Source organism: Flavobacterium tagetis, from assembly GCF_016735615.1.
Lineage (GTDB): Bacteria > Bacteroidota > Bacteroidia > Flavobacteriales > Flavobacteriaceae > Flavobacterium > Flavobacterium tagetis.
Genome location: NZ_JAERSF010000002.1, coordinates 676,453 through 690,879, shown reverse-complemented (window position 1 = coordinate 690,879; position 14,427 = coordinate 676,453). Strand labels below are relative to the sequence as shown.

Sequence of the window (14,427 nt, the reverse complement as noted above, 5' to 3'; positions counted from 1 at the left end):
AAAACCTTACAACCTCAGTACCTTTGCCACTTTGAACCTTAAAAGAAAATGAATCCAGATTTTATAAAATACCAAGCGCAAACTTCTCCTTACCCACTCGGAATGGAAGTTTCGCACGCCATTGGCTCTTACATATACGACACAAACGATAAAAAATATTTAGATTTTGTTGCGGGAGTTTCAGCTTGCACTTTAGGACATCAACATCCTAGGGTAAATCAAGCCATAAAAGATCAGTTGGATAAATATTCTCACGTAATGGTTTACGGAGAATATTCTCAAAGTCCAGCTGTTCAATACTGTAAAATGATAGCTTCTTTACTTCCAGAATCTTTAAACAAAACCTATTTGGTTAATTCTGGTACAGAAGCGATTGAAGGATCTTTAAAATTAGCAAAACGAGTTACAGGGCGTAGCCAGCTTATTTCTTGTCACAACGCCTATCACGGAAACACTATGGGCTCTATGAGCGTTATGGGATTCGAAGAGCGCAAACAAGCTTTTAGACCTTTGTTGCCAGATGTTGATTTTATTACTTTTAATAGCGAAGAAGATCTACAAAAAATAACTACGCGAACAGCAGCAATTCTTTTAGAAACTATTCAAGGAGGAGCTGGTTTTATTCAGCCAGAAGATAATTTCCTTCAAAAAGTCCGTAAACGCTGTGATGAGGTTGGAGCATTAATGATTGTTGATGAAATTCAACCAGGCTTTGGAAGAACAGGAAAACTTTTTGGTTTCCAAAATTACGATGTTGTTCCAGATATTGTGGTTATGGGCAAAGGAATGGGCGGCGGAATGCCAGTTGGTGCTTTTACTGCTTCTGCCGAAAAAATGGATCTTTTAACAGAAAATCCAAAACTAGGACATATTACAACTTTTGGAGGCCATCCTGTCATTGCGTCAGCTTGTTTAGCTACTTTGCAAGAATTAACTGAAACAAATTTAATGGCAGAAACCTTAGAAAAGGAAAAACTCTTCAGATCGCTTTTGGTACACCCTTTGATTACAGAAGTTAGAGGAAAAGGACTAATGCTTGCTGCAATGACAGAATCAGCAGATATTACAAACGAAGTCATTTTAACCTGTCAAGACAGAGGACTTATTTTATTCTGGCTTTTATTTGAAGGATGCGCTATACGAATTACACCTCCTTTGACCATTTCTGAAGACGAAATTAGAGAAGGCTGTGCAATTATTTTAGAGGTGATGGACGAAATGATGAAGAAGAACAAGAACTAAAAACAAATTATCTGAGCGTTGTTTCTAATAAGAACGACAGAAATAACACTCAATTTCTTTTTCAATAAAATCTTCTGCTACAAATAAAAAAATGACAAAATTGAAGCTAATCCCTTAAGAACAAAGGAGATTTCTTCCCAAAATAGAATAAAAAACGCCATATATTGTTAATTAAATTGTTCAAAACAATTAATTCCTTATCCTTACAACAATTATATGGTTGCCTAAATTTATAACAGGCTAATTTCAAATTATACGAAGTATGCAATTAAGCAACGAAGAAGAAGATTATAACCTATCCCTATCCAAATTTGAGTCGATGTTAAAAACCAACAAAGTGCTCTTTTTTGATTCTGAAGAATTCGAAGAAATCATTCTTCATTATTTAGACATAGGCAAGGCTAATTTAGCAAAAAAAGCCTTAAAACTTGCATTAGACCAGCATCCAAAATCTACAGGCTTAAAATTAGTACAAGTAGAAATGCTAGTTTATGATGACAAACTCGAGATCGCTGAAAAGCTTTTGAATGAGTTATACGCAATTGAACCTAACAACGAGGAAATCTACATCCAGAAAGCCAATATCTGTTCCAAAAGAGATCAGCACGAAAAAGCGGTTGAACTGTTAAAAATCGCGCTTCAATACACTGATGATTACGCTGATGTGTACAATTTGATCGGAATGGAGTATCTTTTTATGGATAATCTCGAGCTGGCAAAGGACAGTTTTATCAAATGTCTTGAAGAAGACTTAGAAGATCAATCTGCTCTCTACAACGTAGTGTATTGTTTTGAGTTTCTAGACCAAAACCAAGAAGCTATTGTATACCTTAACGAATATATTAACAGAAATCCATACAGCGAAATTGCTTGGCATCAGCTTGGACGTCTACATTATGGCGTAAAAGAATACGAAGAAGCTATTCGTGCTTTTGATTATGCAACGCTAATTGATGATGAATTTTTAGGCGCTTTTATGGAAAAAGCAAAAGCTTATGAGCGTTTAAAAAAATACAATGAAGCAATTGAAAGTTATAATAGAACCATCGAATTGGATGATGCAACATCGTATGCATTACTTCGAATTGGAAAATGCTATGAAAAACTTGGAAATTTAGCAAAAGCAATTCAATACTATAACCAAACTGTACACGAAGATCCGCTTTTAGACAAAGGCTGGATTGCGATTACAGATTTTCATCTTCGTCAGAAAAACTACCAAAAAGCATTATTTTTTGTGAATAAAGCTTTGGCAATCGACAATCAAAATCGTTTGTATTGGAAAAGATATGCAACAATCAACAAACAGATGAATTTCTTTGAAGAAGCTGAATTTGGTTTCAGAAAAGCGGTTGAATTTGGAGATTATGCATTAGACACTTGGTTATATTGGGTTGATATTCTACAATTTTTAGGAGAATTTGAAACGGCAATTCAGACTTTATTACAGGCTTCAGAATATTTCCCTGAAGAAAATGAAATCGAATACCGTTTGGCTGGATTGTATTTTATGATTCAAGACAACACAAAAGCTAAATTTCACTTAAGCAATGGTTTACGCCTAAACTTTGACAACTATATCTTGATCGAAGATTTGTTTCCTGTAGTTTGGACAAAAAAAACAGTAAAAAATTATATAGAAAAACATCGTAAATAAGAATGGTTGATATTTTATTAAGAAGACGTTTTGGATTATTAGGACGCAACATAAGCTACTCTTTTTCAAAAGGTTATTTTACAGAAAAATTTAATAATGAAGTTTTTGCTGGCAACAGCTATGAGAATTTTGACATTTCTGAGATTAATTACTTCACAGAGCTAATTAAAAACAATCCTGATTTAAAGGGATTAAATGTTACAATTCCGTACAAAGAACAAGTTATTCCTTTCTTAGATAAACTATCAAAAAAAGCTACTCTAATTGGCGCTGTTAATACCATTAAATTTACCAAAAACGGTAAATTAAAAGGTTATAATACCGATTATTACGGATTCAAGAAGTCTTTAAAACCACTATTAGAGCCACATCATAAAAAAGCTCTTATTCTAGGAACTGGCGGAGCTTCTAAAGGTGTCGCTTTTGCTCTGGACGAATTGGATATTCCCTACACTTTTGTTTCTAGAGAAGCAAAAGAAAACATCATTGACTATGATTTGATCAACGCAACTACTTTTGATAATTTTCAAATTATAATCAATTGTACGCCAGTTGGAACAAGCCCTAATATCGAAGCTTGTCCAAATTTACCATATGAGTATTTCACAGAAAAACACATTGCTTACGATTTAATCTATAATCCAGCAGAAACTACTTTCCTGAGAAAAGCAAAAGAAATGGGAGCTGTAATTAAAAATGGACATGATATGCTTATTTTCCAAGCTGAAAAGGCATGGAAAATCTGGAACAAATAAAAAATAAAATGTTAAAGTAAATTTCGTAAATTAGTCTACTCATTTGCAGACAGTTATGAAAAAACATTTACTTTACTTTAGCATTTTTTTTCTTATTACATTTCTTGCAGCTGCCCAAGACGAAGATATCGACAGAAGCAATAGTCCGTTTGCCGAACCTAGGTATCATTACTTTCTCCAGACTATTCTGTTGTATAATGAATACTTAGACACTAAGAATGGTTCGTACAACACTACAAACTTGCGTGTTTTACAGCCAATAGGCAACAAAGCTTGGAATCTGAGATTTGATTTGCCTTTAATTTCGACGAACTCAAATTCTATCAATCAAACCGGACTTGGCGATGTAGGTGCTGGTCTTAGCTTTATCCCTTATTTCAAAAAAACCAGCGGAATTGGTCTTAGGACTCGTGTTATTTCAAATTCTGCTGCAGACCCAAGTTTTGGTACAGGGAAATGGGTAGTAATTCCAGCTGGTATCTTTGCAAAATATTTTAAACAAAAGAAATTTTTATGGCTTGCGACTGTTGAGCATTCCCAGAGTTTTGCAGGATCAAGTAATCGAAGCGATGTAAGCGTGACATTGCTAGAAAACAATTTATTATGGTTTTTCGGTAAAAACTGGATTGCTACAGATGTTGCTTTTAGGTATAATTACGTTCTGGACGGCTTTCAGAATAATGCTTTTATGGAATTTGGGCGAAAAATTACGCCAACAAACTTATTTTATGTGCACCCTAGCGTAGCTTTTGGTGGTGAAAAATCATATAATTTTGGTATGGAAGTCGGTTTGCTAGTTTTATTTTGATTTAAAACAAATCGCCAATTTAGCCTCACTTGCTTATAATTCATTTCTTTTTCATTAAAAAAATGCAAGAAAAATTATTTCCATCTTATCAATCAAAATAACAAAAATTAATATATCCTATTCTAAACTGACTTAAACAATAAGAATTTCATCGCAAATTAGTGTATAAACAAACGATTTATTTTGTAGTTAGAAACACCTTTACTATCTTTCGCATTGTTTAAAATAAAAACCTTATACATTTTTAAAGATGTTAGAAGAAAAGAATGATAACCTGCATGAAGCAGACGGAAAATCTGGAATCGAAATAAATGATTCTGTAGCAAATGGTGCAATTGAGACATCAGATTCTGAAACTTTGACCGAAAATTTGGTCGCAGAAACTGAAAATGAATTAGAAAAACAAGAAAATGCCCATCAAGAAGCATTAGATGTTATTACCAATTCGAACGCTGCTGAAAGCGAAGACGAAACTTTGAAAGAACGTCACGACATTCCTATGCAGGATTATAACACGTTTTCTCTAGATGCGCTTGTTGACGAACTTAAAAAACTGGTGAATATAGATAAGGTAATGTCTGTAAAAGACCATATTGAAGAAATCAAAAAGGCTTTCTTATTACAATATCATCATCTTATAGAGGAGAAAAAAGAAGAATTTTTAGCTTCTAATCCAGATCCTAGCGAAGAATTTGAATATCATCTGCCTTTAAAATCAAAATTTGACGAATATTATAATGTTTTTAGAGAGAAAAGAAATGCTCATTTTAAACATTTACAGACCAATCTAAAAACAAATTTAGATAATCGTCTGGCTATTGTTGAAGAATTAAAGGAATTAATTAATCCTCAGGAAAACATCAAAGATACTCTTAAGCATTTTAATGAATTGAGAGAGAGATGGAAAAATGCAGGAGCGATTCCAAAAGACAAATACAATCACGTTTGGAATAACTACCATTTCCATGTAGAAAACTTCTACGATTACCTTCATTTAGATCGTGAGGCTAGAGATTTAGATTTTAAACACAACTTAGAATTAAAACAAAAAATTATAGCTCGTGTTGAAGAATTGGCAAACGATGCTGATGTAAGCAAATCTTTCCGTGAGTTACAAGATTTACACCGAATCTGGAAAGAAGAAATCGGACCTGTTTCTAAAGAACACCGTGATGCTATCTGGAATCAATTCAGCGAACTAACTAAGAAAATACACGATAAAAGAGAGCTTTTGTTTGAAAGCCAAAGAGCTAATGAGCAAAAAAATCTTGAAGTTAAAAAAGAGATTATTACTAAAATTGAAGCCCTTGGAAGCGAAAAAGTAAATTCTCACTCACAATGGCTTGTTCAAATTCAGAAAGTAGAAGATTTAAGGAATGAGTTTTTTGCGGCTGGAAAAGTGCCTTCTGAAGTGAATGAAGAAACTTGGGCTGCATTTAAAACTGCCGTTAGAAATTTCAACGCTTTCAAAAATTCGTTTTATAAAGACATCAAAAAAGATCAAAACGATAATTTAAATAAAAAACTGGCTCTTGTTGCAAAAGCAAAAGAATTACAGGAAAGTACCGATTTCCAAGCTACAACTCCTGTAATGAAACAAATCCAGGAAGAATGGAAACAAATTGGGCATGTTCCTAAAAAATATTCAGACAAAATCTGGAAAGAGTTTAAAGATGCCTGCAATCATTATTTTGACAAATTAAAAGAGCACAAGTCTGAAGAAAACAGCGAAGAAGTAGTCGCTTTTGATAATAAAAAAGCATATCTAGACACTTTAAGAGCTTTCCAATTAACTGGAGATCACAAAACTGACTTAGATGCCATAAAAGCACATATTGAAACTTGGAAGGGGTTTGGAAAAGTTCCTTTTTCAAGAAGACATATCGAAGGAAAATTCAATAAAATATTGGATGCTCTTTTTGAAAAACTAAGTTTAAGTAAAAAAGAATCTGAAATGATGCGTTTTGCAAACCGCATTGATTCTCTAACTGACAGTAATGATACGCGTAAATTAGATAATGAAAAAATCTTTATTATGCGTAAAATTGAGGAAGTTCAAAATGAAATTTTCCAGTTAGAAAATAACATCCAGTTCTTTACTAATACAAAAAATGCTAAAAAAGAGAATTCAATAGTCACAGAAGTACGTAAAAACATTGCTATCCACAAAGAAAGCCTTGACGTATGGAAAGATAAATTGAAGCAACTTCGAAACTTAGGACAAGAGTAAACAGTAGAAATTCCAATTTTTTAAATTCCAAATTCCAATTGGCAACCGCTTAATTGGAATTTGGAATTTTATTTTTTTTATAATTTAAAAAGATGCAATGACAATCATTGTGGCTTTTTTTTAACCACAAAGTCCATAAAGCTTTGTTTTACTATGATGATGCAAAAACTTTATCAAAGTTTCAAACTTTGACAAAGATTACAAACCCTCGAACAAACTTAAAAACTTTGCGTGCTTTGCGTAAACCCTTGCGCACTTTGCGGTTAAAACTCACCCCAACCTAAAACCCGAAACTTAACAATCTCATTAAATTTCATAAAATTATTCTGCAAAATATTGATTATATTTGAGTTACCGCTATTAACCTAGTAATCAAAGAATGCATTTAATACTAATTTTTTAAATAAGACAAATATGAAATTTACAAGAAAAGCACACGCCAACTGGAAAGGAACTGGTATGGAAGGAAAAGGAACAATCAGTACTCAAAGCACAACTTTAGATAATGCGCAACTATCTTTTAAAACAAGATTTGCTGATGGTGTAGGGACTAACCCAGAAGAATTGGTTGCTGCAGCGCATTCAGGCTGTTTTACGATGCAATTAAGCTTTTTACTTAACGAAGCTGGTTTTACAGCAGATGATTTAACTACAGAAGCGACAGTAACTTTTGAAGATGGATCAATTACTTTAATTCATTTAGACTTAAAAGGCAAAGTGCCGTCAATTTCTGCAGAAGAATTTGCTTCTACAGCTGCAAAAGCAAAAGAAATCTGTCCGATTTCAAAACTGTTAAATACTACGATTACTTTATCTGCTGAATTAATCAGCTAAAGACATAAAAAAACCATTCACCGCGGTGAATGGTTTTTTTTTATTTTTAAAAAGCGGTAATTATTACATTTTTGCTTTTAAAGCTTTAGCCTCTGCAGTCATTTCAAGAGCGCTATAAACTCCTAATAATGTTTTAGAAACATCCTCGTTTTTAGGATCTAACTCGTTAGCTTTTTTAAGATAAGGGATAACTCCTTTAAAAACAGCCTCTCTTTGCGCTTTTAAAACATCATAACGCTTCATATCTTTAGCAGAAGTCCCTAATTTATTCATTTCATCAATGATTGGTTTTTCAGCTTCTAATTTTAAAGCAGCAAGGTTTAAGTAAGCATTTGTATAATTAGGATTGATTTCAATTGCTTTTAAATAATACTTCTCTGCGTCAGCATTATTTTTAGCTCCAGCACTAATTACTCCTAAATTGAATACTAAATCAGCATTGTTTGGATCTTTTTCTAAAGCCTCACCAACTAATTTTTTGTACATATCGAAGTCTTTAGTCTCCAAATACAAATTAGCTTCAGTTAAAATCAAAGAAGTATCATCTGGATTTGCTTTTCTAGCGTCAGCGATTGCTTTTTTAGCATCTTCTGTACGTCCTTTTTGAACCAAGATTAATGCTAAATTTTTATAGATTTCACCTCTTTTAGAAGGAATAGCTTCAGTTTTAGGTTTTTCGTGAGTTCCTAATTTAACAGCTAAATCTCTTTCTTTTGCATTTGCAAAACTATCATCATTTCCAGAAGCTTTGTTTACAGCTGTATACATTGTTCCTTTTCCTGAATAATTTAGTTTTTTCAACTCTTCATACATTGGCAAAGCAAGATCAAAATCCTGCGAATTTACAGCTGTAGAAGCAGCATAATACAAGTTAATGGTATCTTTTTTATCTAACTCATACGCTTCGTATAATTTTTTAGCACCATCTACATGTTTGTTAGATTGAGTATCTGCAATCGCAGAGTTAATCAATAAACCTTTAATATTAGTGATTGATGTTGCAGCTTGAGTTGAATATTTTTGTTTTCCTGAAGCATTTTCAACTTCAATTAGTTTTTTATAGCTATTAGCAGCCAAAGACAAGTTTTTACCTTCCTCAACTTTTTTATTTGCTAACTCTAAAAAAGCATTTCCTTGAACAAAATAATATTGTGCTTGCTCAGTATCTTTAGCATTTACAATTAAGTTCTCTGCATCTTTTAATTGAGCAAGAGCACCTTGCGCATCTCCACCCTTTAATGCTTTTTCAGCATTCTTAATTTGATCTTTTTGAGCAAACGTAGCTACAGAGATCAGTAATGCTGATGCAAGTATTACATATTTACTTTTCATAATGGTATTTATTTGTATTTAATTTTTTGTTTTTTTACTATTCTTCAGACTCTTCGTCTTCTGCTTCTGAATCGTCTTCATCTTCCGCCTCTTCATCATCAGAGTCATCATCGTCTTCTGCAGATCCGTCATCTTCCAGCACTTCCATATCTGGCTTAACTCTCTCAATTGCAGCGATTACATTTCCATCTTCATCTAACTCTACCTCTTCTGCATCATCTTTCATTACAGTTGTTACGGCAGCGATAGAATCTTTTCCTTTCAGGTTAATCAATCTAACACCTTGAGTTGCACGTCCCATAACACGTAAATCTTCAATTGCCATTCTAATTGTCAATCCAGACTTATTAATAATCATTAAATCGTCTGCATCTGTAACAGCGTTAATAGAAATTAGCTTACCAGTTTTCTCCGTGATGTTAAGCGTTTTAACCCCTTTACCTCCACGGTTTGTAATTCTATATACATCTTCTCCATCTTCGTCAACCAATTTAGTACGTTTTCCGTATCCATTTTCAGTTACAACTAAAATCTGCGATTCTGTAATATCATTTTTATCCACTGTAACCATTCCGATTACCTCGTCTGTTTCGTCTTTTAAAGTAATTCCACGAACTCCAGAAGCTGTTCTTCCCATCGGACGTGTTTTCGTCTCCTCAAAACGTACTAACTTACCAGATTTAACCGCCATAATAATTTGGCTCTCTCCGTTTGTCAACTGAGCTCCAATTAACTCATCACCTTCTTTAATCGTAATAGCGGCAACTCCATTGGCTCTTGGTTTAGAATATTTCTCTAAAGAAGTTTTCTTCACCTGTCCTTTTTTAGTTACCATTACAAGATTATGTGTATTAATATAATCTTTGTCTTTTAAGTCTTGTGTACAAATAAAAGCTTTTACTTTATCATCGCTTTCAATGTTTACCAAGTTCTGAATTGCTCTACCTTTTGCTGTTTTGCTTCCTTCTGGAATTTCATAAACACGCATCCAGAAACATTTTCCTTTTTGAGTAAAGAACATCATATATTGGTGGTTAGTCGCTACGAACATATGCTCTAAGAAATCTTGATCTCTTGTTCCTGCACTCTTCTGTCCAACTCCACCTCTATTTTGAGTTTTGTACTCAGATAAGTTAGTACGTTTAATATAACCTGCATGCGAAATAGTAATAACCACACTTTCGTCTGCAATTAAATCTTCAATACTTACATCACCTCCAGAATACTCGATTTGAGAACGACGGTCATCTCCGTATTTATCACGGATTTCCGTAAGTTCTTCTTTAATCAAGTCGATTCTTAAATTAACATCTGCTAATAAAGCTTTTAAATGCTCGATTAACTTCATTAATTCGTCAAACTCTGCTCTTAACTTATCTTGCTCCAGACCTGTTAACTGACGTAAACGCATCTCAACAATTGCACGAGCTTGAATATCTGATAATTTAAATCTTTCGATTAATTTTTCTCTTGCCTCATCTGTGTTTTTAGACCCTCTAATTAACGCAATTACCTCATCTATATTGTCAGAAGCAATGATTAATCCTTCTAAGATATGCGCTCTTTCTTCTGCTTTACGCAATTCGAATTGTGTTCTTCTAACTACTACATCGTGACGGTGCTCAATAAAGTAGTGAATCATATCTTTCAGATTCAGCAACTGAGGACGCCCTTTTACTAATGCAATGTTGTTTACACTAAAAGAAGACTGTAATTGAGTGTACTTGTATAAAGTATTTAAAACTACGTTTGGCGTAGCATCACGTTTTAAGATATACACGATACGCATACCGCTTCTATCCGACTCGTCACGGATATTGGCAATACCTTCGATTTTTTTCTCATTAACCAAATCAGCCGTACGCTTAATCATTTCGGCTTTGTTAACTTGGTATGGAATTTCAGTAACGATGATGCATTCTCTTCCGTCAACTTCTTCAAAACCAACTTTAGCACGCATTACAATACGCCCTCTACCTGTTTTAAAAGCTTCACGAACACCTTCGTATCCGTAAATAATACCTCCCGTTGGGAAATCTGGAGCTTTGATATGAGTCATTAACTCATCAACTTCAATATCGTTATTATCAAGATACGCTAAAGTACCATTGATAACTTCAGTTAAATTGTGCGGCGGCATATTAGTTGCCATACCTACTGCAATACCTGTTGCTCCGTTTACTAATAAAGTAGGAACTCTCGTTGGCATTACTTTAGGTTCGTAAATTGTATCGTCAAAGTTCAATTGAAAATCAACTGTTTCTTTTTCGATATCGGCCATAATCTCTTCAGAGATTTTACGCATTCTGGCCTCAGTATAACGCATCGCTGCAGGACTGTCTCCATCGACAGAACCAAAATTACCTTGTCCGTCAACTAATAAATAACGCATACTCCATTCCTGCGCCATACGTACCATTGCATCATAAACAGAGGTATCACCGTGCGGGTGGTACTTACCCAGAACCTCCCCAACAATTCTCGCAGACTTTTTGTGGGCAGATCTTGATGTTACACCTAAATCATACATTCCATAAAGAACTCTTCGATGTACTGGTTTCAAGCCATCTCTAACATCAGGAAGTGCTCTCGATACAATTACTGACATCGAATAATCGATGTAAGCTGACTTCATTTCATCCTCTATGTTAATAGGAATTAACTTTTCTCCTTCAGACATAAGTTGTTATATTAAATAATTATATTAGTTTTCAAAGCGTGCCAAGATACGTTTTTTTAAAATTTTTTCAGCTATTTCCTTACACTTATTTAAATGATTTATTAACAACTTTATTTTGGCTTTTAGTTAATAAATTAAGCGTTTTTTAACTGTTTTATTGTCTTTTTTTTCGTCTATTAGCTGACAGTAGTTCTCGAAGGTACGGTTTTTGTTTTTAAAACAGTAATTCACTAAATTTACAATACCAATTATATATTATGGATGATAATTTTTCACCAAGAGTAAAAGATGTAATTACATACAGTAAGGAAGAGGCTCTTCGTTTGGGCCACGACTTTATTGGTACAGAACATCTTATGCTAGGTATTTTGAGAGATGGTAACGGAAAAGCTATTCATATACTTAATAACCTAGCTGTCGATTTAGATCATTTACGCAGAAAAGTAGAAGTACTTAGCCCTGCCAACCTGAGCGTTGAAGTAAATGCAGAAAAGAAAAACCTTCATCTTACCCGACAGGCCGAAAGAGCCCTGAAGACCACTTTTCTAGAAGCAAAAGTATTTCAAAGTTCATCGATTAGCACGGCACATTTGCTGTTATGTATCTTGAGAAACGAAAACGATCCAACAACCAAGCTGCTAAATAAACTAAAAATAGATTATGACGTAGCTAAAGAACAGTACTTAAATATGACTCCAAACGAAGAAGAATTCTTAGAAAACTTGCCAAGAAACGAATCGTATAATGACGATTCAGGACAAGATGACAGTCTTAAAGAAAGCAGCTTTAATAATCCCGCCAATAAGTCAAACAAAAAATCTAAGACTCCTGTTTTAGATAATTTTGGGAGAGATTTAACAGAAATGGCAGAAGAGGGAAAATTAGATCCTGTTGTAGGACGTGAAAAAGAAATTGAGCGTGTATCGCAAATTTTAAGCCGTAGAAAAAAGAACAATCCGCTTCTTATTGGAGAGCCTGGAGTTGGTAAATCTGCTATTGCAGAAGGACTTGCTCTACGTATTATCCAAAAGAAAGTATCGCGTATTCTTTTCCATAAACGTGTTGTTACTCTTGATCTTGCAAGTTTAGTTGCAGGAACAAAATACAGAGGACAATTTGAAGAAAGAATGAAAGCTGTAATGAACGAGCTTGAGAAAAATGACGATATTATTCTTTTTATAGACGAGATCCATACTATTGTAGGAGCTGGTGGAGCAACAGGTTCGCTTGATGCTTCAAACATGTTTAAACCTGCTTTAGCAAGAGGGGAAATTCAATGTATTGGTGCTACTACTCTTGACGAGTACAGACAATATATTGAAAAAGATGGCGCATTAGAAAGACGTTTCCAAAAAGTAATTGTGGAACCAACTTCTGTTGAAGAAACAATCGCTATTTTGAACAACGTAAAAGACAAATACGAAGATCACCACAATGTAACTTATACTCCAGAAGCTATTGAAGCCTGCGTTAAGTTAACGAACAGATATATGTCTGAGCGTTTCTTACCAGACAAAGCAATCGATGCAATGGACGAAGCTGGTTCACGCGTGCACATCACTAACATTGATGTTCCTAAACAAATTTTGGATCTGGAACGTCAGTTGGAAGAAGTTCGCGAAATGAAAAATATGGTTGTTAAAAAACAGAAATATGAAGAAGCAGCCAAACTTCGCGATGATGAAAAACGTATCGAAAAAGATCTTGCTTTAGCACAAGAACAATGGGAAGAAGATTCTAAAAACAACAGAATTGAAGTTACAGAAGATAATGTAGCTGATGTTGTTTCTATGATGACTGGAATTCCTGTAAATAGAATTGCACAAACAGAAAGCAACAAATTGGCTCAATTGCCTGAATTGATTCAGAATAAAGTAATTGGTCAAAATGAAGCAGTTTTAAAAATCGCTCGTTCTATTCAACGTAACAGAGCTGGACTTAAAGATCCGAACAAACCAATTGGTTCATTCATTTTCTTAGGTCAGACTGGGGTTGGTAAAACGCAATTGGCTAAAGTATTAGCAAAAGAATTATTCGATTCTGAAGATGCTTTAGTTCGTATTGACATGAGTGAATATATGGAGAAATTTGCGATCTCTCGTTTAGTAGGAGCGCCTCCAGGATACGTTGGTTACGAAGAAGGCGGTCAATTGACTGAGAAAGTTCGTAGAAAACCATACTGTGTGGTTCTTTTAGACGAGATCGAAAAAGCGCATCCAGATGTATTCAATATGATGCTTCAGGTTTTAGATGACGGGTATTTGACAGATAGTTTAGGTCGTAAAATTGACTTTAAAAACACTATCATCATCATGACATCTAACGTTGGTGCACGTCAGTTGAAAGATTTCGGACAAGGTGTTGGATTCGGAACTGCTGCAAGAACAGCACAAGCCGATGAAAATTCAAAAAGCATTATCGAAAATGCATTGAAGAAAACTTTTGCTCCTGAGTTCTTAAACAGAATTGACGACGTAATTGTATTTAATGCATTAGAAAAAGCTGATATTGATTTGATTATCGAAATCGAATTAAAAAAACTATATTCTCGTATTGCAGAGTTAGGCTACAAATTAAGCTTAACAGACAAAGCAAAAGCGTTTATTGCCGAAAAAGGTTTTGACAAACAGTTTGGAGCTAGACCGCTGAAAAGAGCAATTCAGAAATATGTTGAAGATTTGTTAGCCGAAGAAATCATCACTTCGAAAATACATTCTGGTGATGAAATCATGATGGACTTAAAAGATGATTCACAAGAATTATCAGTAGAAATTCATAAAGCCGAAGAGCCAACGAATCAATAAATTAGTCAAAATTTATAACATTCATAATATGCCCGTTACGTTTTCATAACATAACGGGTATTTTTTTTATTAAAAATCACTATCT

9 protein-coding genes are annotated in these 14,427 nt (G+C 34.1%); 7 read left to right on the top strand and 2 right to left on the bottom strand.

The window, feature by feature from the left end; translation table 11 throughout:
* Positions 1-48: 48 nt before the first annotated feature.
* From JI750_RS10470 to JI750_RS10445, 6 genes are all read left to right on the top strand, one after another.
* A complete protein-coding gene (locus JI750_RS10470) occupies positions 49-1,242 on the top strand; it encodes an aspartate aminotransferase family protein (RefSeq protein WP_202001211.1) in 1,194 nt (397 codons plus the stop codon).
* A 262-nt stretch (positions 1,243-1,504) separates the two neighbouring features.
* The gene (locus tag JI750_RS10465; protein WP_202001209.1) at positions 1,505-2,899 is read left to right on the top strand and encodes a tetratricopeptide repeat protein; all 1,395 of its coding nucleotides are present in this window, start codon (positions 1,505-1,507) and stop codon (positions 2,897-2,899) included.
* 2 nt (positions 2,900-2,901) lie between these two features.
* Positions 2,902-3,654 (top strand): shikimate dehydrogenase family protein, encoded by a 753-nt coding sequence (locus tag JI750_RS10460; protein ID WP_095930855.1) that lies wholly within the window; start codon positions 2,902-2,904, stop codon positions 3,652-3,654.
* Positions 3,655-3,709: 55 nt separating this feature from the next.
* Positions 3,710-4,462, top strand: coding sequence for a lipid A phosphoethanolamine transferase (locus tag JI750_RS10455; protein WP_202001207.1), 753 nt, complete (start codon positions 3,710-3,712; stop codon positions 4,460-4,462).
* A gap of 250 nt (positions 4,463-4,712) precedes the next feature.
* Entirely contained in the window at positions 4,713-6,692 is a 1,980-nt protein-coding gene (locus JI750_RS10450; RefSeq protein ID WP_202001204.1) for a DUF349 domain-containing protein, read from the top strand.
* Between the two features lie 414 nt (positions 6,693-7,106).
* Positions 7,107-7,526, top strand: a complete 420-nt coding sequence (locus JI750_RS10445; protein WP_111283188.1) for an OsmC family protein — start codon at positions 7,107-7,109, stop codon at positions 7,524-7,526.
* Positions 7,527-7,589: 63 nt separating this feature from the next.
* Here JI750_RS10445 and JI750_RS10440 read toward each other — a convergent pair whose 3' ends face one another.
* A complete protein-coding gene (locus tag JI750_RS10440) occupies positions 7,590-8,858 on the bottom strand; it encodes a tetratricopeptide repeat protein (RefSeq protein ID WP_202001202.1) in 1,269 nt (422 codons plus the stop codon).
* 37 nt (positions 8,859-8,895) lie between these two features.
* Entirely contained in the window at positions 8,896-11,538 is a 2,643-nt protein-coding gene (gene gyrA / locus JI750_RS10435; RefSeq protein WP_202001199.1) for a DNA gyrase subunit A, read from the bottom strand.
* Positions 11,539-11,795: 257 nt separating this feature from the next.
* Here gyrA and JI750_RS10430 point away from each other — a divergent pair, with 257 nt between their 5' ends.
* Entirely contained in the window at positions 11,796-14,342 is a 2,547-nt protein-coding gene (locus JI750_RS10430) for an ATP-dependent Clp protease ATP-binding subunit (protein WP_111378475.1), read from the top strand.
* Positions 14,343-14,427 lie beyond the last annotated feature (85 nt).